This window comes from Thalassospira sp. CH_XMU1458 (assembly GCF_037027205.1).
In the GTDB taxonomy this organism is placed as follows: Bacteria; Pseudomonadota; Alphaproteobacteria; order Rhodospirillales; family Thalassospiraceae; genus Thalassospira; species Thalassospira tepidiphila.
Window position 1 is genome coordinate 402,309 of sequence record NZ_JAYMDW010000003.1, and the last position, 19,331, is coordinate 421,639.

Consider the following 19,331-nt stretch of genomic DNA (forward strand, 5'->3'; position numbering starts at 1 on the left):
GTTACCGATTGTTTCCCGCCAATGGTGGACGGCAAACAACGGTATATCTGGGAGGAAAAATGGAAATGAAAACCAAATCTGAAGACGTGAAGTCCAAGGAAGTATCCCGTCGTTCGTTCCTGACCAAAGGGGCGACCGGGGTTGTGGCAGGTGGTGCTGCGGCAACCGGGATGTTTGCGGCACCTGCTGTTCACGCGCAGCCGGCACCGATGGTTCTGAAGATGCAGACTTCCTGGCCGTCATCCGACATCTGGATGACCTTTGCCCAGCAGTATGTTGACCGCGTCGAAGCCATGTCGGGTGGTCGTCTGAAAATCGACCTTCTGCCGGCGGGTGCTGTTGTTGCGGCCTTCCAGGTTCTTGATGGCGTCAATGACGGCGTGATTGATATCGCCCATTCCGTGCCGGTTTACTGGTACGGGAAGAACAAGGCAGCATCGCTGTTTGGGACCGGTCCGGTGTTTGGTGGTTCTGCAACCACCATGCTGAGCTGGTTCTATGCTGGCGGTGGTGAAGAGTTCTATCGCGAACTGACCCAGGATGTGATGGGGCTGGATGTTGTTGGTCTTCTTGGCTTCCCGATGCCAGCACAGCCGTTCGGCTGGTTCAAGGAGCAGGTCAACACCGTTGCTGATATCGAAGGCTTCAAATACCGCACGGTGGGTCTGGCAGCAGACCTTCTGCAGTCGATGGGCATGTCGGTCGCACAGCTTCCGGGCGGCGAGATTGTGCCGGCGATGGAACGTGGCGTGATTGACGCGTTCGAATTCAACAACCCGTCGTCTGACATGCGCTTTGGCGCACAGGATGTTGCGAAGAACTACTATCTGTCTTCGTACCATCAGGCATCGGAAAGCTTCGAGTTCCTGTTCAACAAATCCCTGATGGAAGACCTTGAGCCGGATCTTCAGGCGATCCTGCGTCACTCTGTCGAGGCGGCGTCGACTTCGAACACGGCGCTTGCGATGGACAACTATTCCTCGGATCTGCAGAAATTGCAGGATGAGGGCGTAGAAGTTCACCGGACCTCGAAAGAGATCCTGGCCGCACAGCTTGAAGCTTGGGACAAACTGATCCCGACACTTGAAGAAGATCCGTTCATGAAACGGGTTCTCGACAGCCAGCGTGCCTGGGTCGAACGTGTGACCTTCTATGAACTGATGAACTCGCCTGATTATCAGCTCGCTTATGAACACTACTTCCCGGGCAAACTGAAACTCTGATCCCTGTTTAGGATTTCAGTGTTTTGATGATCCTGACTGCTCCGTTGGCCTGATCTTTTGGCTGGCGGAGCAGTCAATACGCGAACGGACAGGATTTCATGATTGGATTTATTGAATTCGCGGACAAGCTTTCGGCCTGGTTTGGCAAGGCCTTTGGCTGGTTGATTATCCTCATGACGCTTGGCATGAGCTATGAGGTGGCATCGCGATACCTATTTAATGCGCCAACCACATGGTCGCTTGATGTGTCATTTATCATGTATGGCACACTGTTCATGATGGGTGGGGCCTATACCCTGTCTCGTGGCGGGCATGTCCGCGGCGATTTCCTTTATCGTCTGTGGAAACCCACAACCCAGGCCAAGGTTGATCTGGTTCTTTATATCTTCTTCTTCTTCCCGGGTGTGACCGCCCTGATCCTGTCGGGCTGGAAATATGCCGCCCGTTCGTGGGGCTATGGGGAAGTAAGCGTGAACAGCCCGGCGGGTGTTCCGATCTTTCAATTCAAGGCAGTGATTGTCGCAGCCGGCATTCTTCTGTTCATCCAGGGCATCGCACAGGTGATGCGCTGCATTTTGTGTATCCGTGAAGGATACTGGCGCAATGCAGACGATGATGTTCAGGAAACCGAAGAATTGCTGATGAAGCAAAAAGTGGCCAAGGAAGACTGATCCCATGACGATCAAGATCAACCAGACCGCTGGACCATACGCGATACACGCCCCCGAACGGAGCAGCCAACGTGATTGACGCACATGTCGCCCTGATGATGCTGGGCATCTTTATTATACTGGTATTCCTCGGTTTCCCGGTTGCCTTTACCCTGATGGCGCTTGGCATCGGGTTTGGATATTACGCTTATTTCGATGCAGGCCGCATGTGGCGGGCCTTTGACCGGCTGGCTGAGGACAGCGAAACCCTGACTTCGGTGATAACGTGGTTTGAAGGGGCGTTTAACAACCGAATATTCGATTTGTTCATCAACCAGACATACACGGTGATGTCGAACGAAGTTCTGACCGCCGTGCCGTTGTTCCTGTTCATGGGCTATATCGTTGAACGCGCCAATATCGTGAACCGGCTGTTTGGCACCCTTAATATTGCGGCGCGTAACATTCCCGGATCGCTTGGTGTTGCGGCCCTGATTACCTGTGCGCTGTTTGCAACCGCAACCGGCATTGTCGGCGCGGTGGTGACACTCATGGGGATGCTAGCGCTGCCTGCGATGCTTAAGGCGCGCTATGACAAAAGCTTTGCGTCGGGCATCATTTGTGCTGGCGGGACGCTGGGCATTCTGATCCCGCCGTCGATCATGCTGATTGTTTATGCCGCGGCATCGGGGGTTTCGATCGTGCGGCTTTATGCCGGTGCGCTGTTGCCGGGTCTGACGCTTGTTGGTTTGTATCTTTTGTACGTCATGGGGCGTGCAATGTTGCAGCCAAAGGCAGCCCCCCGTCCGACTACCGAGGAAATTCCGGAAGTGCCATTGCCGAAAGTCCTTTGGATGCTGGCGACCTCGTTCTTCCCGCTGGCCTTCCTGATTTTGGCGGTTCTGGGATCGATCCTGTTTGGCCTTGCAACCCCGACCGAGGCGGCCTCCATCGGTGCGCTTGGCGGGATGCTTTTGGCGGCGGCTTACCGGGCGCTGACCTTTGATCGCCTGCGTGAATCGGTTTATCTGACGGTGCGGACCTCGGCGATGGTGTGCTGGCTGTTTGTCGGTTCCTATACGTTCTCCTCGGTGTTCTCTTATCTTGGTGGTGAACATGTGATTGCCGAGTTTGTCGGTGGTCTCGACCTGACACCACTTCAGTTCCTTCTGCTCGCACAGTTGATCATCTTCCTGCTGGGCTGGCCGCTGGAATGGTCGGAGATCATCATCATCTTCGTTCCGATCTTCCTGCCGCTTCTGCCGCTGTTTGATATCGATCCGCTGTTCTTTGGTATCCTTGTGGCGCTGAACCTGCAGACCTCGTTCCTGACTCCGCCGATGGCGATGTCGGCCTATTACCTTAAGGGGGTGGCGCCCAGCGGGATATTGTTGACCGATATCTTCAAGGGGATCATGCCGTTCCTGTTCATGGTGATCGTCAGCATGGTTCTGATGTACGCCTTCCCGCAAATCGTGTTCCATTTGCCCGATCTGTTCTATGGCGCACGTTAAGGGAGGGATGAGATGAGTAATATCAACCCGCTACTGACACTTGACGTTGTCGAACTGCGCGACCGCCTTGCCAGCGGGGCGGTGCGCGCGGTCGAATATGTCGAAGCCTGCCTGGCGCGCATTGCCGAGATCGAGCCACAGGTTCAGGCATGGGCATGGCTTGATAGCGATCATGCGATTGCCCAGGCCCGTGCCCTTGATGCGCGGCGTCAATCCGGTGCGCCGATTGGTCCGTTGCACGGGCTTCCTGTCGGCCTTAAAGACGTGATTGATACCGCCAAGATCCCGACTGAAAACGGCACCGTCCTTGATAAGGGGCGGGTGCCGGAAGAAGACGCGGTTCTGGTATCACGGCTTAAGGCAGCCGGTGCCATCATTATGGGCAAGACGGTTTCGACCGAGCTTGCCTTTATGCATCCGTCCAAAACGCGCAACCCGCATAACCCGGATCATACACCCGGTGGATCATCGGCCGGGTCGGCAGCCGCGGTGGCAGCCGCCATGGTGCCGCTTGCTGTCGGGACGCAAACCGGTGGATCGGTTATTCGACCGGCATCGTTTTGCGGGGTTGTCGGGTTCAAGCCGACCTTTGGCGCGATTGCCCGGACCGGCGTTCTTAGCCAAAGTCCGAGCCTTGATACAATCGGTGTTTTCGCCAATTCGATCACCGGGGCGGCGATGGTGGCCGAAAGCCTGTTTGGATATGACGCAGGGGACCCGGCAACAGAACCAAGCCCGACACCAAGGTTGGTCGATGTCGCCAAAAGCGATCCCTTGGTCACCCCGATGTTTGCCTTTGTCCGTCCGCCGCAATTTGACGAGGTCGCGGACAAGGAAACCATCATGGCGTTTCGTGAAATTACCGAAATGCTCGGCGATCAATGTTTCGAGGCCCCGTTGCCCAAGGCGTTTGAAGATGCAAATGCGCTGCGGGCCCGGATCAACTTTGCCGAGATGGCCAAGGATTATTACGGTTATGAAAAGCGTGGCCGTGATCACCTGTCGCCCGAAATCCTTGAGGCCATCGACAAGGGCAATGACATCAAGGCGCGGGATTATTTGGCGGCCCTTGACTGGCGCAAGGTCCTGAATGCCGGGCTAGACGAAGTGTTCAATCGCTGTGATGCGATCATCACACCTGCGGCCACCGGTCCGGCACCGGCCAACCATCAGACCACCGGCAATCCGATCTTTAACGGGTTGTGGACGTTCTGCGGAACGCCTGCCGTGACCATCCCGCTTTTATGGTCAGAAGGCGGGATGCCGATGGGCGTGCAGCTTGTTGGTCGAATTGGCGATGACGCGCGTTTGATGCGGACCGCCAACTGGTTGAAATCACATCTCAGCAGTCAGGAGAACGCATAATGGAAAACAGTCTTTTGAACCGTGCCATGGCACTTCTGTCCTTTGCTGTGCTTGTCGGATTTGTCGGCATTCTTGTGGGCTATGTCACCCGCTTTGACCTTGCGTTGATCGTAGCACTGACGGTGGGTCTTGCCGGGTGGGATATGTGGCATGTCGCCATGGGCAACAAGGAAGACAAACACTGATCTGACGGGGAGAACCCCAGAAGATGCAAGCAAACTTGCGGGACAGGATGATGATGATCCTGTCCCGCTTTTTTATTTGACGGTGTTCGCGTGGGTCCGATCAGGCGGTATCAGACAGATACCGCGTCATAGCCAAAGCGTTTGGCTGCGATCTTTGTGATATCGCGGATCAGGGCAATTTCACCCTCATCGAATTTTGGCCGGTAATAGTCCGGCGCATGAATGGTCGGCGCGACGCGATCAATCAGGGGCCCGGCATCATCCAGTTCGACATGGTCAAACAGGGATGCGAGTTGCTGGGCAGGATCGGCGACCAGATCTTCATAGCGCACGACCAGTGTCGCCTTTGCCAGATCCTTGTTCACGATCATCCGGTCGGCCAGATAATGATGCAGGTTGGACCAGTAGCGCGCCCAGCCTTCGATTTCATCGCCATTGGTCCAGAGCTTCATGATCGCGAAGGTTTCGTGCAAATCGCCGGTATTGATCGGGCGGCGGTCCAGCCCGAACTCGTAATGCCCGACGCGCTGCATATGGGCGATGGCGCGCGGATTGTCGGCTTCGCCTGCGCAGAACAGTTTATGCTGCTTGATCAGGGATGCGATGTGCCAGACCGGATCGCGCACCGGTAAGACAAACCGGGCATCGGGAAAAATCGACAGCAGATATTCCATCCGCGTGACCAGATAATTGGCCTTGGACACATAACGCTGGCCGCCCCGCACATGGATCAGTTTGCGAATGTGATCGCGGTAAAACTGTTCAAAGGCCGGGTTGCTGATATGGCCATCGAGAACGTTGCTTTTGCCGATTTCATGCAGATTGTTGAAAAAGGCCATCCAGATCATTTCCTCGAACGCCTCGGGGCTTTCGGGGGTGACATTGATGCCGTCTGCATGGGTGCGTTCGACCGCGACATTTTTCTTGCCGGGTGCCAGATCGACAAAGCGGTTCCACAGCCAGGGCGTGAAAACAGGCGGATAATCACGATAGCGATGGGTTGCCGCATCCGCGTGCCCGGCCAGTGTTTCGAGCAAAATGGTGCTGCCCGATCGGGCAAGGCCGGCGACAAAGATCGGCTTTTCGATCTTGATATCTTCAATGGCGTCGGCGGCCAGTTTGGTTTCGAAATTTCCCAGCCGGATCCAGTGTTGCGGGTGGCGTGATACCAGCCCGCTTAGCCAGTGATCCCAGCCAGATACATGAAACGCAGTATTGTTTGATGCCTGTTTCGCGGTCGCATTGGTCATTCGATCCGAAACCCTTTCTTGATGGCAAGTGACCCCAACAACAGGCTTATAAAGAATGTCAGTTCCCACCCGCGGGCCCAGTCCGGACCGGCAGAGAGGATTTCCTGACTTTGCAGGGCAAAGCGAAGCTGTGTGACCGGGGTGTCATCGGGCAAATAACCCGCCGGATTGCCGATCAGGCTGTTCCACCAGACTTTATGATGCATGACCGGAATGGGGGCTGCTGCCTCGACGATATGGCTGTGTCCTTCGATATGTCCGGGGATCTGGACGATCGGGCAGGCGCCGGTGATGGCATCAGGATTGCCGCCGATCTGTTCGATCTCGGTATCCTTGGGTTCTACGTCGATCTGAACCGGTTCGCCGGGCGGCGGGCAGCTATATCCGTATTGCCCGTCCAGCCAGACAATCAGGGCAAGGGCGGGAAGGGATGCCACAACCGCCGGGCCAATGACAAAGCCGACCAGTTTGAAGGACTTGGCAAGCTGCGCCTTGGCAAGCTGCATGCCCTGCCCGAAATCCTCGCCGTCGTCATCGGACATGGCACGCTGGGCAGCCTTGACTTCGGCCTTTACCTGCTTGATGCGGGTTTGCGGCGAGATCAGGCGATATAAAACCATGGAAACGCCAGCACAGATCAACGCCCAGATCAGCACCCGGCCAAACGGACCAATGGCCGTGGCCATCAGGTCATCAAGGGCGGCAAATGCCGGGGCGGGCCAATCAAACAATCCCATGGCAAATAGTCCCATGGCAAAAAGTCCGGTTTGAATTCATCTGCCTGCCCATTCAGGAATTTTGATGTTCTGATGCGTTGGCGGTCGCAGGCTTTGCCGCACGGTTGGCCTTGCGTTTGCGCATCATCTTGCGAAGCGGCCACATCAAAACAAAACCGACTGCAACGACGATTGCCGCCAAAACGGCCCACAAGGCGGATAGCAGGCTGAGACCGGCACCCGGCCCGACATAAGCTTGGGCGGGAAAGGCAATCAGCATCATCGCGCCCGCAAGCGTTACAGTGCCAATGGTCAGAAATGTCTGGGATTGGTTGGCTTTAGATGCCGGAATTATCGAGCTGTTCATTTGCGGTTTCATTGTGCTTCTCCTGTGTTGGAGGTGCCTGTATTCGAGGCGGGGGCGGTAGTGCGAAACAGGTCGGCACGCGCATCGCTGATGCGTTCGGCCTGTGAGACGACGGGGACGAGTTTCTTGCCGGGATTGTCGGGATCATCGCGGCGGATCGGGTTGTGGAATTCCCAAACGATTTCGCCGCTGTCAGTAACTTCCAGCAGGCGGCCGCCACTTGATTCCGTAATCAGCGTATTGCCATTGGCCAGACGTTGCTGATCAGCGCGAATGTTGCTGTCAAACTTCTGATCGGCGTTGCCCTTGTATTGCCAGGTGATGGCGTTTGTTTGCGGATCGATTTGCAAAATGCGCGAGAACCCGGCATCGGGATCGGCAAACTGTCCCTGGTTATCGAACAAAAGGATATCGCCATTGGGCAATACATCCGGGTCATGTTGGCCGAGCCACGGCCCACGGGTGGCCCAGGTGATTTTTTCCGCATCGATGTCGAGCACGGCAATGATGCCAAGATCGCGGAAGGACAGAACGACGTCACCTGCCTTGCCATAGGCAAAGTTGGCGGCTGTTTTATCGTCGATCAACTGGATCGTGTTGGTATGAAGGATGTCTTCATTGGCAAAATAGGGGGCAAAATCAACCATGTTGGCGTAGTTGGACTTGATCAGTGCATCAAGGATCGAGACGCGTTTGATCTCCTTGCCATCGGGCGACAGGATCACGGCAAAATCATCAAGGCGCGGCGGCCTGAGTTGTTTGCGATTGGGATAGGTGTTGAAGCGGAATTCCTGTGTCAGCGCATAGACACGCCCATCATCGGCGATGGAAAAATCATGATGCGCGGTGCCAAGATATTTCCAGATCGGTTTTGAATTGCGATCAATCTTGGCCATGCCATAGCCATAGGGCGTATCGCCAGCCGCGGTATACTGGACAATCAGATTGCCATCCGGCGCCATCTTGGCCGTATGCCAATGCATGAATTCATCTTTTTGCGGATTGGGGATCGGCGATGTTTCATCGTGAATGGCGCTGAACGGCATGCGCCATTCATGGACGATGTTGCCATCCATATCGATCAGAACCGCATGGGGGCCATCGCCTGATGAATACAGCGTCAGGCCATCCTGTGCCTTGTCCTGGTCGTGGATGGTGACACCGGTTTGATCGGTGCGGGCCGGTGACCAGAAATCAAGCCGTTCGACATCGGTATATTTGGTCCGTTGTTCCCAAAGTGCTGTTCCGGCACGCCAGGCATTTTTCAGAGACTGGTAGGGCGGGACTTCCGCCAGCACCACAAACGCGCCAAGCCCAAAGCTGATCGCGGCAATTCCGATCACAGAAGCTGTGAGAAACAGGCGATCACCGGTATTGGTGGTGTTGGACTCTTCGTATTGACCAGTATCAGGCACGCATAACCTCCGTGTATTTTGACAGAAAGGTTACGCAGACGTGCGGGCAAATTTACGGCGATTTTATCGGTAATTGCGGCGAATTGGTCCGCAATTAGCCGCGAATTCGCCTTAAACGTTAATTGTTAATATGAACAATCATACCGTTTTTTGGGGGCGCGGATGCAGACGGGCAGGAAAACGATCCTGCCCGCTGGTGCGGTTTTATTTGCGTTCGGGGGGCTCGACCAGATTTTCAATCGGGGTGATTGAGGTGGTTTTGACCTTTTTGGTGACGATATAGGTGAAATAGCGGTCGATGCCGATATTGGACACCAAAAGCCGGTCGATCAGACGTTGATAGGCATCAACGTCATGACACAGCACCTTGAGCATGTAATCGACCCCGCCGCCAAGCGCATAGCATTCGACGATTTCGGGGATGTCTTGCACGGCGCGTTCGAAAATCTGGAAATCATCATGCTGGTGATGACGCAGGGTGACTTCGGTCAGGACCAGTGTCGGTTTGACCAGTTTTTCCAGATTGATATGGGCGTGATACCCCGAAATAACCCCAAGGTCTTCGAGGCGTTTGAGCCGTTCCCAGCACGGGCTTGGCGAAAGGTTCACCGCCTCGGCCAGTTTGACCTTGGTGATGCGCCCTTCGCGTTGCAGGGTTTTGAGGATTTTCAGATCGAGCTCATCAAGCCGGACCATGGTCAGAGCACCTCGGCAATCACAATCAAACAGTCGCCCGTCTTGATCAGGCCCTGGAAATGGCGGCACGAAACGATGCCTTCGCGCGGGGCATAATATTCGCGCGGCGGGGTGCCTGTGCGTTCGACATCATAAATACGCGCGATCAGATCGCCTTCCTTGACCATGTCGCCCAGATCAACGCACGGCTCATACAGGCCGGATGCCTCGGATGCGACAAAGCAACGGTCATCGGGCATATCAAGCATGGTTGTTCCGGTCGGGCTCGGTTCAATTTCACCCTTGAGGATACCGGCATGAATAAGGATGTTGCGCACACCACGATCAGCAATTGCTACACGTTCGGCCGTGGTTGAACCGCCGCCACCCAGTTCGGTGGTGACAAAGGTTTTGCCAGCTTCTTCGACCACGGTGTCAAACATGCCAACCGCATCCAGTTCGAGCATCATCATCGAATAGGGCGCACCGAATGCCTGCATGGCGGCAACACAGCGTGCTTCCTGTTCCTTGTCGGGCAGGACGTGGGCGGCTGCGAACGGGATGAAATCAAGCGTCTTGCCGCCGGAATGGATATCAAGAACGATATCGGCCTCGGGCACGAGATAGCGGAAGATATAATCGGCGATCTTTTGGGTCACCGTGCCATCGGGTTTGCCCGGGAAGGACCGGTTCATGTTGCCAGCGTCAATCGGGGATGTCCGCGACGCACTACGAAATGCCGGATAGTTCATAGCCGGCAGAATGATCACCCGACCGGTGATTTCACCCGCCGAGAGGGATTCTGCCAGTTTGAACAGCGACACCAGGCCTTCATATTCGTCGCCATGGTTGCCGCCGGTCAGAAGGGCGGTGGGGCCATTGCCATTGCGGACCACGGTGATCGGGATCATCACGGCACCCCACGCGGAATCATCACGCGAATAGGGAAGCTTCAGAAAGCCGTGGTGAATGCCATCCTGATCAAGCGGGATCGTCGGGCTGATGGGCGATGGTTTTGTCATGGTCGTATCCTTAAAAAGCCTGACTTCGCGACCGCCGTCGTCAGGCTGTGGCGTCGGGTAACGCACACCATGACCCGCGCAAATGTCGCGATGTCATGGCGTGCGGAACGGTTTTTCAGGGTCAGTTTTTGACAAACAGCTGGCGTGGATAGCTGGTCAGGGTTTTCGACCCGGTTTCGGTGATCATCATGCTTTCGGTGATCTCGATCCCCCAGTCGTCGAACCACAGGCCCGGCATGAAGTGGAAGGTCATGCCCGGTTCAAGAACCGTGCGGTCACCGGGGCGCAGGCTCATGGTGCGTTCGCCCCAGTCCGGCGGATAGGAAAGTCCGATCGGATAGCCACAGCGGCTGTCTTTTTCGATGCCGAATTTCTGCAAGACCCCAAAGAAGGCGATGGCGATGTCTTCGCAGACATTGCCCGGTTTGGCGGCTTCAAGCCCGGCCTGAAGGCCTTCGATCAGGGCACTTTCAGCATCGAGGAAACGTTGATCGGGTTCGCCAAGGAAAATCGTGCGCGACAGCGGCGCATGATAACGGCGGTAACAGCCGGCAATTTCAAAGAAGGTCCCGGCATTGCCCGGAACGGGTTTTTCATCCCAGGTCAGATGCGGTGCACCAGCATCCGGGCCCGATGGCAGAAGCGGTACAATGGCCGGATAGTCGCCGCCAATGCCGTCAACACCGGCGATCCCGGTACGGAAGATTTCCGCAACCAGTTCGTTCTTTTTCATGCCCGGTTCGACGATTTCGAAAATGCGTTCATGCATGTTTTCAACAATGCGGGCGGCTTGCCGCATATAGAAAATCTCGGTCTCGGATTTGACCGCGCGCTGCCAGTTCACAAGGGCCGTGGCATCGGAAAACTTGGCATTTGGCAGATGGGTCTGGAGTTGCAGGAAGGCCTTGGCGGAGAAATAGTAGTTGTCCATTTCCACACCAATGCGGCGCGATGCCCAGCCGCGATATTCGATCACCTCGGCAAGGTAGTCCATCGGGTGATGGGTGGTCGATTGCACATAGTAATCCGCATAGGGAATGATGCGGTCATGCGGCATATAGACCGTGCGTTTTGCCCCGTTGGCATCCTGCGAACGCCCGAACCAGATCGGGTCGTCTTCGATTGGAACCAGTACGCATTGATGGACATAGAACGACCAGCCGTCATAGCCGGTTAGCCAGGCCATATTTGACGGATCGGTCACGATCAAAAGATCGAGCCCCTTTTCCACCATGGCTTTTTTGGTTTTCTCCAGGCGCTCGGCATATTCCTCACGCGTGAAATTCAATTCTACCTGGCTCATCGCAGGCCTCCAGATAAAGGCGGGGTTTCAGCTACCTGACCCATTTTCCTTTTGTTGTTACGAGATGACCTCGGTTCCGGCAGATGCTGCTTCGCAGCGGCTGCGGGCGAGGGTGGCGATTGCGGTGTCTTGCACACCGGTTCCGGTCAAATCACAGACCGTAGTCTGACCCGCACTTGTCCTGCCGGTCAAGGATTGGGCAATGATTTGGCCGAGTTCGGGGAATGTCGCGTCAGAGGACACCACACCGGCATCAATGGCGTGATGCAGTTCGCCAAGAATGCGTGTCTGTGCCTGACTGTCGCTGACATAAAGGTCGGCCTGCCCGATCAGGGCAGGATCAATTTCGTTTTTGTGTTCGGCATCGGACCCCATCGCGGTCACATGCGTTCCGGGTTTGACCCAATCGGCCATCAGAACCGGTTCGCGTGCAGGGGTCGTTGTGACGATGATGTCCGCCGTGCTTGCGGCGTCCTTGCCATCGGTCGTCGCGGTAACCGGAATGCCCAGTTCAAGCGATGCCTTTTTCGCGCACGCCTCGGCCTTGGTGATGTCGCGTGCCCAGATCGTCGCCGAGGTGATATCGCGCACGAGTGTCAGTGCCTTAAGCTGCAAGTGGGCCTGCACGCCGGCACCAAAGATGGCGGCATGTTTGGCGTCTTCGCGGGCCAGATGTTTGGCCGCCACGCCACCAGCGGCCGCGGTGCGCACATCGGTCAGATAGCCGTTATCAAGCAAGACGGCCTCCAGCAGGCCGGTTTTGGATGAAAACAGGTTCATCAATCCGTTGACCGATGGCAGGCCGAGTTTGGGATTGTCAAAGAAGCCCGGGCTGATTTTGATGGCGAAGCTGTCGATGCCCGGCACATAGGCGGTTTTGACATCGACCTCGCCATTAAACTCATCGATATCCAGACGCAGGATCGGCGGCATGCGGACGTCTTTCGTGGCAAGCGCCTTGAACGCACCTTCGACACAGTTGATGGCATCCATATCGAGATCAATGACCTTGCGCAGGTCTGTTTCGGTCAGAATTCTGATTGTCGGCATGGTTTGTTACTCCGCCATCAGGTCGACGTCTTCGCCGCCAACAATGCGTTTGTGCAGGTCCATGTCGATATTGCACCCCGTCGTCAGCACCACGGTGCGGCCGGGATTGTCGACCAGACCGGCACGCAGGGCGGCAATGCCCACGGCACCGGCCCCTTCGACAACTTGTTGGTCATCATGGTAGGCCGCACGGATGCCATCGGCGATCTGGGCTTCGTTGACCAGAACGAAATCGTCGGTCAGATCGCCGCACATATCGAACGTGTACTGGTTGTTTTCACCAATGCCACCGCCGAGGCTGTCGGCCAGTGTCGGCAATTCCTTGACCGACGTCGGTTTGCCTTCCTGAAGGCTTGTGATCATGGCACAGCCACGTTCCATAGTAATGCCAACAACCCGGATCATCGGATTGACCGATTTGGCGACCAGGGCCACACCGGCCAGCAACCCGCCGCCCGACAGGGGAACCAGCAAGGTATCCACGTCGGGAAGGGCTTCGACGATTTCAAGGCCAAGGGTGCCTTGGCCGGCAATGACATCGGCATGGTCAAAGGGCGGCAGCATGATCATGCCATCCTGTTCGACCAGCCGGTCGACTTCGCGCTGGGCTTCGTCCTGTGACTGGCCAATGATGCGGACTTCGGCACCGAGTGCCCGGATGCCATCAACCTTGTTTTGCGGCACCAGTTCGGACATGCAAATGATCGATCGCACCCCGGCATTGCGCGCGGCAAAGGCCAGTGCACGACCATAGTTGCCTGTTGATACGCCAACGACACCCTTGGCCTTTTCCTCGTCACGGAGGCGCAGCACCGCGTTGGCGGCACCGCGCAGCTTGAAGCTGCCGGTATATTGTTGTTGTTCGCATTTCAGCCAGACGGGGCTTCCGATGCGATCAGACAGGGCGGCGGACGGGCGCAAGGGTGTGTGGATCACATGACCCGCAATGGTTTTGCGGGCAGAAAGAACATCAGCAAATGTGATGGGGTCTTTCATGGGACCTCGACTTGGTTCGTTGGTTGCGGGGCATGATCAAACAGGGTTCCGAACCCTGTGATCGGATTTTTGTACCCAATCAGGTTCAAGGCATGCCAGATCAGGGCCTGATTGCTGGTGATGACCGGCTTTTTGAGACGGTGTTCGGCCTCAGCAATGATTTCAGCCGACCGGATCGCGGTGCAGGAAATAAACACCGCATCGGCATCAGGCGTGTCGACCTTAAGGGCACCTTCCAGCAGTGCCTTGGGCGGCAGGGCGGTCATGTCAAAGTCGTTATCAAGACCAAAGCCCATCACACGGGTAACATCAAACCCACGTTCTTGAAAACCGTCGGCAACCGACTGGGTTACATCGGCAAGATACGGGGTCAGGATGGCAATTTTTTGTGCACCGACCGCACGCAGGGCCAATTCACTGGCCAAAAGCGGATTGGTGACCTTGGTGCCGGGCATGCCTTGATTGATCAGTTCGGCGATTTTGTCCGACCCGGTCACGGCGGTGCCAGACGTGCAGCCGAAAATGGCAACATCAACGCCATATCCCGGCAACAGCGTTTTGGCCGCGCGTGGCAGGTCAGCCGCCATCGATTGCAGGTTTGCGACCGTGACCGGGTTGGCGTTTTCGATGCGCGTGGTGAACAGGCGCACGTCGCCTGGCAGGATGGCGCGCAGGTCATCCTCGCTATTAAAGTCTGTTGCCAGCGTGATCAGGCCAATCCGCCCTGCCGGTCCGACCGGATCAGGGGAATAGGGCACGTCTGCCGGCTCTGGCGTAACCGCACGGGATACGGAAATCATCCTGAACTCCAGAAGCGGGTCGTCCCGATTTAATCAGGACGACCCAGTTTCAAATTTTCAAATATGCTTCCGGTCGCAGCCGGAATTTACGGGCCAGAACTTGATCAGCGGAAGGCAAGCTCTGGCAGGAACAGGGCGATCTGCGGAACAAAGATCAGGATCACGGCCGCAAGCAGCAGCATGATGATGAAGGGCGGTGTTCCACTGATCACCTCGGCATAAGGTCGCCTGAAGATTGCGATGGCTGTAAAGATGTCACACCCGAACGGTGGCGTGGCAGAGCCAATGGCAACCTGAAGCGTCACCAGCGTACCGACAAGCACCGGGTCCAGCCCCGCCGCGTTGACAAGCGGCATGAAGATCGGGGTCAGAACCAGAATGACAACAATCGGGTCAACGAACATGCAGCCGATAAAGAAGGCAATGCAGATCGCGGCCAGAATGACATAGGAGTTCGCCCCTTCAAGCCCCAATGCGCCAATCACGTGTTGCGGGATCTGGGCAAAGGAAATCACGAACGAGAATGTCGTGCCTGCACCGACCAGAATGAACACGACCGCCGTGATCAGACCGGTTGAACGGGCAATCGCCAGCAACTCGGACCATTTGACCGACTTGAAGATCAGCACTTCAAGGATGATGGCATAGACGACCGCAACAGCCGCAACCTCGGTCGGGCTGACCCAGCCCAGATAAATGCCACCGACGATCAGAACCGGGAACATGATGGCCGGACCGGCATTGATTACGGCCTTGCCGCGTTCAGCCCAGGTCATGCGCGGGATGGTCGGGATGTTGTTCTTTTTGGCGTAGTACATGCAGTAAGCCGAGAACATGATCAGAATGAGAATGCCCGGACCAATACCGGCCAGGAACAGTTCGCCGATCGAGACCTTGCCCACCACGCCAAACACGATCATGCCAATCGATGGCGGGATCAGAAACGCGATGTCACTGGCATTGATGATCAGCGCCATGGCGAATTTGTCTTCGTAGCCGGCCTTGAGCATCTTGGGACGCAGCGGACCACCCATGGCAACCACAGTCGCCTGTGTCGAGCCCGATACCGCGCCAAACATGGTGCAACCAAGCGCGGTGGTAACGGCAAGGCCGCCGCGCACATGGCCGACAAAGGTCATGGCAAGGTCAATCAGCCGGTTGGCCGTGTGCCCCTTGGTGACGATATCGGCGGCAAAGATAAACATCGGCACCGCGATCAGGGCGACCGGCGAGATGCCCGTGACCATCTGTTGAATCAGGATGCGTTCGGGAATGGGCATGTAAAACAGGAAGGCGACGACACTGGCGGTTGCCAGCGGCACCATCATCGGGAAGCCCAGCACCAGAAGCCCCAGCATCACCAGAAGGATTGTTGTTCCTAAATCCATTTTTCCATTCCCCCTTACAGATGATGCTCGTCGGCGTCGTCAAACGTATCCTCGACCTGATAGGACAGGTGCGTCCCCGGTTTGAGGATGTTGGTCAACGCGGCCAGAACAAACTGGATGCCGGTTACGCACAGGCCAAACGGCACGATCAGAACGGTCAGGTAATAGGGGATGCGCAAGGCCGGGGTCAGCCGGTTCGATGTGATCAGCGACGAAACATAATCAATCGAATACCAGGCCAGAAGGAACAGCAGAGAGGCCGTGCCAAGCGTAATGAAGATCATCATGACCTTGCTGGCGCGCGGGCCCAGCATATCGGTAAAGGCCGACATGCGGATATGGCGCCCCATGCGGGCGGCCTCGCTGATGCCGACAAAGGTCACAAGAATGATCAGAAACTGATTGAGCTCTTCGGAGAAGAAGATGCTCGAACTGAACCCCAGGCGCATGATCACATTGGCGACGGTGTTCACCGCCATGATAATGATGCTCCATCCGAGGAGCTGTCGTTCGACAACGGACAAGCCGTGGTCGAGTTTTCTTAAAATCCCCAACGCCCCGCCACTCGGAGCGGGGGCCTCCCCGTTTGCACCTGACATAGAACCTCCTTGATGCGTGTGCGAGACATTTTTGTGGAACGCTGTGTGCGGATGTTGGTTCCCTCCCACACGGATTGTCGTTCGCTTCACGCCGGTTCAGTCAGAATAAAAACGCTTTGTGATGGTTCAATCAGATTTTTGTCATGACACAAAATCAATACATCACGTCGAAGGCGTGAACGCCGGGCATTTGATCCATGGTATGGCGAATTTGGATCAGGGCATGCTGAACCGTTGGCGTATCCGGGGCGCCACCAAGACAGATCCGCATGGCGTTTGGCCGGGGGACCTTGACGGTCATGAACGGGTCGGAAATCGTTACAGCTACGCCGTTTTTGCGCAGTTCGGAGGCAAACCATTCTTCCTGCCAATGTTCGGGAATGCGCACCCAGGCCGACAGCGATGTCGGGTGATGGCGCACAACCGCATCGCCGAGAATATCGGCAACCAGTGCCTGGCGTTCGCGCATCAGCGCACGTTGGACCGTGACCGCCTGATCGACGGTGCCATCGGCAATCCAGCGTGCGCCGATCTCTGCCATCAATGGAGTCCCCATCCATCCGGTGACGCGCAAAACGCTGCTGGCACGAATCGACAAATGCGCGGGAACAGCCAGAAAGCCGGTTCGAAGGCCCGGCATAACCGCCTTGGTCAGGCTTGAGACATGAAAGCCAAGCTTGGGCAAAAAGCTTGTTATTGGTGGCAGGTTTTCTTCGAGAAGGGGGCGGTAGACATCGTCCTCGATAACGTAGACGCCATAATGTTCGGCAATTTCGGCGATGCGTTTGCGTCGCTCCAGCCCCATCAGGCAGTTGGTCGGATTGGTAAAGATCGGGGTGACGACAAGGGCCCGGATTTGGCGGGTGCGGCATTCGTGCTCAAACGCGTCGGGCAGGATGCCCTCGTCATCGGTCGGCAGCGCGCCCAGCTTGAAGCGCAGGATGCTGGCCGAGCCGATCACGCCATGGTCGGTCAGGCTTTCGGTCAGGACGACGTCATCGGGCTGAATGACGGTGGAAAGGGCGGTAAAGACGCCTTGTGCCGCGCCATTGGTAATCAGAAGGTTGGGGATTTCAACATCGACCCCCATGCCGGAAAGCCAGTTGCGCCCGATGTCGCGGTGATAATCAAACCCGGCAACCGGCCGGCAACTTTCCATCCAGCCATGGTGGGGTTCTTCGGCCAGTTTGGCGTGCATCTGGCGCGACAGATCATTGTGAAAATCGGTATAGGCGGCACGCACAATTGAAAGATCAACCAGATCGGGTTGACGACTATCGAGGATAAAGGACGATGCCCGGTCGGTCAGGCGGGCCTGCACAAAGGTACCGCGACGCCGTTCGGACCGCAAATAGCCCTGTCGTTCGACTTCCTTGTAGGCCGCACTGACGGTCTGAACGCTGACTTTCAGGCGATAGGCCAGTTCACGGTGTGTTGGCATGCGGACATCATGGCGCAATCTGCCTGATTCAATATCGGTAATGATTGCTTCGACCAGTGCCTTGTATTTCGGGCCTGTTTCGCCGCTGAGGTCGATGTCAGGTAACCACATGATTGTCTTTCCACCCTGATGTTTTCGCCAGCCTAACATGGCGGACCTGTTCTGTGTAGGTGTTCAGACTAATTTGTCATGAGACAAAACTAACATTGACCTGATGCAGGAACATTTCAAAACTTTGGGCGTTCATCACAGTGATGTTGAAATTAAGCGTTCCGATCCGAGTGCCTTCACAAGCGTTGGCGCCGATCGTTGAGCGCGATAACACGGGAGACTTCGATATGAGTCTGAACAAACTCCTTAAAGCGACCCTATCGGCGGCTGCACTGTTTGCCGTCGCAGGGACCGCTGCCCACGCCGAGGAATGGAAATTCGCCCACGAAGAAAGCCCGGGTGATGTTCAGGACCTTTACGCTCAGGAATTCAAACGCCTGGTCGAAGAAAAGACCGATGGCGACGTAAATGTGACCATTTACACCTATGGCCAGCTTGGCACCGAGAACGACATTACCGAACTGACCGCAGCCGGTGCTGTTCAGTTCTCGAACGCATCGCCGGGTCACTTGGGGACCTTCGTTCCGGAAATTCAGGTCTTTGGCGTTCCCTATCTGCTGTCGCAGGATAACGAGGTGAACAAGAAGGTTCTGTCTTCGAGCCCGACCATTTACGAAGGTCTGTCCAAGGACTTCGAGTCCAAGGGGCTGAAGCTTTATACCATGTATCCGGAAGGCGAAATGGTCTGGACCACCAAGAAACCGGTTGAAAAACCGGCTGATTTCGATGGTGTGAAATTCCGTGTCATGACCTCGCCGATCCTGATCGAAACTTATGAATCGTTCGGCGCTGATCCGGTTGCCCTGCCGTGGGGTGAAGTTTATTCCGGTCTTCAGACCAGCGTGATTGATGCACAGGTCAACCCGATCTTCTTCGTTGAAAGTGCCAAATTCTACGAAGTGACCGACCATCTGATCTATGCCGGTCAGCAGCAATACACCACCACCGTGGTTTCAAACGCGGCGTTCTATGACGGCCTGTCTGACGAACGCAAAGAGATGCTGGCGGAAGTAAAGGCCGAACTGGATGACTTCATCTATGAAGCCCAGAAAAAGGCCAATGACGAAGCCCTGGCACGCATCAAGGAAGCCAAGCCGGAAATCGAAGTGATCCGTCTGAATGACGAACAGCGTTCGGTCTTCAAGGAAGCTTCCAAAGGCGTTGGCGCAAGCCTTGTTGAGGAAGTCGGTGGTGACACCGAAGAAGTTCTGAACTCGCTTCGTGAAGAGTTTGGTACCGACATGTAATCGGGACTTCCCGA

General features: G+C 56.1%; 19 protein-coding genes. 6 read left to right on the top strand and 13 right to left on the bottom strand.

Features of this window, described 5'->3' with window-relative positions:
• The first annotated feature begins 65 nt into the window (after positions 1–65).
• The 5 genes from WBY09_RS15880 to WBY09_RS15900 all read left to right on the top strand — a co-directional run bounded on the left by WBY09_RS15880 (position 66) and on the right by WBY09_RS15900 (position 4,937).
• Positions 66–1,223 carry a TRAP transporter substrate-binding protein gene (locus WBY09_RS15880; RefSeq protein WP_040823277.1) on the top strand — a complete coding sequence of 386 codons (1,158 nt, stop codon included), beginning with the start codon at positions 66–68 and terminating at the stop codon, positions 1,221–1,223.
• 98 nt (positions 1,224–1,321) lie between these two features.
• Positions 1,322–1,894 carry a TRAP transporter small permease subunit gene (locus WBY09_RS15885; RefSeq protein ID WP_008890025.1) on the top strand — a complete coding sequence of 191 codons (573 nt, stop codon included), beginning with the start codon at positions 1,322–1,324 and terminating at the stop codon, positions 1,892–1,894.
• 71 nt (positions 1,895–1,965) lie between these two features.
• Positions 1,966–3,387, top strand: a complete 1,422-nt coding sequence (locus WBY09_RS15890) for a TRAP transporter large permease (protein ID WP_120225598.1) — start codon at positions 1,966–1,968, stop codon at positions 3,385–3,387.
• A 12-nt stretch (positions 3,388–3,399) separates the two neighbouring features.
• Positions 3,400–4,752 (top strand): amidase, encoded by a 1,353-nt coding sequence (locus WBY09_RS15895; RefSeq protein WP_336233250.1) that lies wholly within the window; start codon positions 3,400–3,402, stop codon positions 4,750–4,752.
• Complete coding sequence (locus tag WBY09_RS15900) at positions 4,752–4,937, top strand: hypothetical protein (protein WP_008890028.1); 186 nt, start codon at positions 4,752–4,754, stop codon at positions 4,935–4,937. Before WBY09_RS15895 ends, WBY09_RS15900 begins: the two co-directional genes overlap by 1 nt.
• 110 nt (positions 4,938–5,047) lie before the next feature.
• Here the strand turns inward: WBY09_RS15900 and WBY09_RS15905 are convergent, their stop codons facing one another.
• The 13 genes from WBY09_RS15905 to ehuR form a co-directional block, all read right to left on the bottom strand.
• Complete coding sequence (locus tag WBY09_RS15905; protein ID WP_336233251.1) at positions 5,048–6,187, bottom strand: sulfotransferase family protein; 1,140 nt, start codon at positions 6,185–6,187, stop codon at positions 5,048–5,050.
• On the bottom strand, positions 6,184–6,939 hold the full coding sequence (locus tag WBY09_RS15910; RefSeq protein WP_336233252.1) for a hypothetical protein: 756 nt from the start codon (positions 6,937–6,939) through the stop codon (positions 6,184–6,186). Before WBY09_RS15910 ends, WBY09_RS15905 begins: the two co-directional genes overlap by 4 nt.
• Positions 6,940–6,976: 37 nt before the next feature.
• Positions 6,977–7,282, bottom strand: coding sequence for a hypothetical protein (locus WBY09_RS15915; RefSeq protein WP_336233253.1), 306 nt, complete (start codon positions 7,280–7,282; stop codon positions 6,977–6,979).
• Positions 7,279–8,685 (bottom strand): arylsulfotransferase family protein, encoded by a 1,407-nt coding sequence (locus tag WBY09_RS15920; protein WP_336233254.1) that lies wholly within the window; start codon positions 8,683–8,685, stop codon positions 7,279–7,281. The genes WBY09_RS15915 and WBY09_RS15920 overlap by 4 nt, the downstream gene beginning before the upstream one ends.
• Positions 8,686–8,889: 204 nt before the next feature.
• Positions 8,890–9,381, bottom strand: coding sequence for an Lrp/AsnC family transcriptional regulator (locus WBY09_RS15925; protein WP_008890033.1), 492 nt, complete (start codon positions 9,379–9,381; stop codon positions 8,890–8,892).
• Positions 9,382–9,383: 2 nt separating this feature from the next.
• Complete coding sequence (gene doeB, locus WBY09_RS15930; protein WP_336233255.1) at positions 9,384–10,382, bottom strand: N(2)-acetyl-L-2,4-diaminobutanoate deacetylase DoeB; 999 nt, start codon at positions 10,380–10,382, stop codon at positions 9,384–9,386.
• 121 nt (positions 10,383–10,503) lie between these two features.
• Positions 10,504–11,685, bottom strand: coding sequence for an ectoine hydrolase DoeA (gene doeA / locus WBY09_RS15935; RefSeq protein WP_008890035.1), 1,182 nt, complete (start codon positions 11,683–11,685; stop codon positions 10,504–10,506).
• A gap of 57 nt (positions 11,686–11,742) precedes the next feature.
• The gene (eutC, locus tag WBY09_RS15940) at positions 11,743–12,735 is read right to left on the bottom strand and encodes an ectoine utilization protein EutC (RefSeq protein ID WP_197146740.1); all 993 of its coding nucleotides are present in this window, start codon (positions 12,733–12,735) and stop codon (positions 11,743–11,745) included.
• Between the two features lie 6 nt (positions 12,736–12,741).
• Positions 12,742–13,731 carry a hydroxyectoine utilization dehydratase EutB gene (gene eutB / locus WBY09_RS15945; protein ID WP_286792556.1) on the bottom strand — a complete coding sequence of 330 codons (990 nt, stop codon included), beginning with the start codon at positions 13,729–13,731 and terminating at the stop codon, positions 12,742–12,744.
• Positions 13,728–14,531: a maleate cis-trans isomerase family protein gene (locus WBY09_RS15950; protein ID WP_197146742.1), complete on the bottom strand. Its 804-nt coding sequence runs from the start codon at positions 14,529–14,531 to the stop codon at positions 13,728–13,730. Before WBY09_RS15950 ends, eutB begins: the two co-directional genes overlap by 4 nt.
• A 104-nt stretch (positions 14,532–14,635) precedes the next feature.
• Positions 14,636–15,919, bottom strand: a complete 1,284-nt coding sequence (locus WBY09_RS15955) for a TRAP transporter large permease (protein ID WP_336233256.1) — start codon at positions 15,917–15,919, stop codon at positions 14,636–14,638.
• Between the two features lie 14 nt (positions 15,920–15,933).
• Positions 15,934–16,518, bottom strand: a complete 585-nt coding sequence (locus WBY09_RS15960) for a TRAP transporter small permease (RefSeq protein WP_051007605.1) — start codon at positions 16,516–16,518, stop codon at positions 15,934–15,936.
• 154 nt (positions 16,519–16,672) lie between these two features.
• Positions 16,673–18,070: a MocR-like ectoine utilization transcription factor EhuR gene (gene ehuR / locus WBY09_RS15965; RefSeq protein ID WP_064789013.1), complete on the bottom strand. Its 1,398-nt coding sequence runs from the start codon at positions 18,068–18,070 to the stop codon at positions 16,673–16,675.
• Between the two features lie 227 nt (positions 18,071–18,297).
• Here ehuR and WBY09_RS15970 point away from each other — a divergent pair, with 227 nt between their 5' ends.
• Positions 18,298–19,317, top strand: coding sequence for a TRAP transporter substrate-binding protein (locus WBY09_RS15970; protein WP_008890042.1), 1,020 nt, complete (start codon positions 18,298–18,300; stop codon positions 19,315–19,317).
• The last annotated feature ends 14 nt before the right edge of the window (positions 19,318–19,331 follow it).

Coding starts and splice junctions, on each gene's coding strand:
- WBY09_RS15905 (WP_336233251.1), bottom strand. CDS start 6,187: ATGACCAATGCGACCGCGAAACAGGCATCAAACAATACTGCGTTTCAT.
- WBY09_RS15915 (WP_336233253.1), bottom strand. CDS start 7,282: ATGAAACCGCAAATGAACAGCTCGATAATTCCGGCATCTAAAGCCAAC.
- WBY09_RS15910 (WP_336233252.1), bottom strand. CDS start 6,939: ATGGGACTATTTGCCATGGGATTGTTTGATTGGCCCGCCCCGGCATTT.
- WBY09_RS15950 (WP_197146742.1), bottom strand. CDS start 14,531: ATGATTTCCGTATCCCGTGCGGTTACGCCAGAGCCGGCAGACGTGCCC.
- eutC (WP_197146740.1), bottom strand. CDS start 12,735: ATGCCGACAATCAGAATTCTGACCGAAACAGACCTGCGCAAGGTCATT.
- WBY09_RS15970 (WP_008890042.1), top strand. CDS start 18,298: ATGAGTCTGAACAAACTCCTTAAAGCGACCCTATCGGCGGCTGCACTG.
- WBY09_RS15880 (WP_040823277.1), top strand. CDS start 66: ATGAAAACCAAATCTGAAGACGTGAAGTCCAAGGAAGTATCCCGTCGT.
- WBY09_RS15900 (WP_008890028.1), top strand. CDS start 4,752: ATGGAAAACAGTCTTTTGAACCGTGCCATGGCACTTCTGTCCTTTGCT.
- WBY09_RS15960 (WP_051007605.1), bottom strand. CDS start 16,518: ATGTCAGGTGCAAACGGGGAGGCCCCCGCTCCGAGTGGCGGGGCGTTG.
- ehuR (WP_064789013.1), bottom strand. CDS start 18,070: ATGTGGTTACCTGACATCGACCTCAGCGGCGAAACAGGCCCGAAATAC.
- WBY09_RS15885 (WP_008890025.1), top strand. CDS start 1,322: ATGATTGGATTTATTGAATTCGCGGACAAGCTTTCGGCCTGGTTTGGC.
- WBY09_RS15925 (WP_008890033.1), bottom strand. CDS start 9,381: ATGGTCCGGCTTGATGAGCTCGATCTGAAAATCCTCAAAACCCTGCAA.
- WBY09_RS15895 (WP_336233250.1), top strand. CDS start 3,400: ATGAGTAATATCAACCCGCTACTGACACTTGACGTTGTCGAACTGCGC.
- eutB (WP_286792556.1), bottom strand. CDS start 13,731: ATGAAAGACCCCATCACATTTGCTGATGTTCTTTCTGCCCGCAAAACC.
- WBY09_RS15955 (WP_336233256.1), bottom strand. CDS start 15,919: ATGGATTTAGGAACAACAATCCTTCTGGTGATGCTGGGGCTTCTGGTG.
- doeB (WP_336233255.1), bottom strand. CDS start 10,382: ATGACAAAACCATCGCCCATCAGCCCGACGATCCCGCTTGATCAGGAT.
- doeA (WP_008890035.1), bottom strand. CDS start 11,685: ATGAGCCAGGTAGAATTGAATTTCACGCGTGAGGAATATGCCGAGCGC.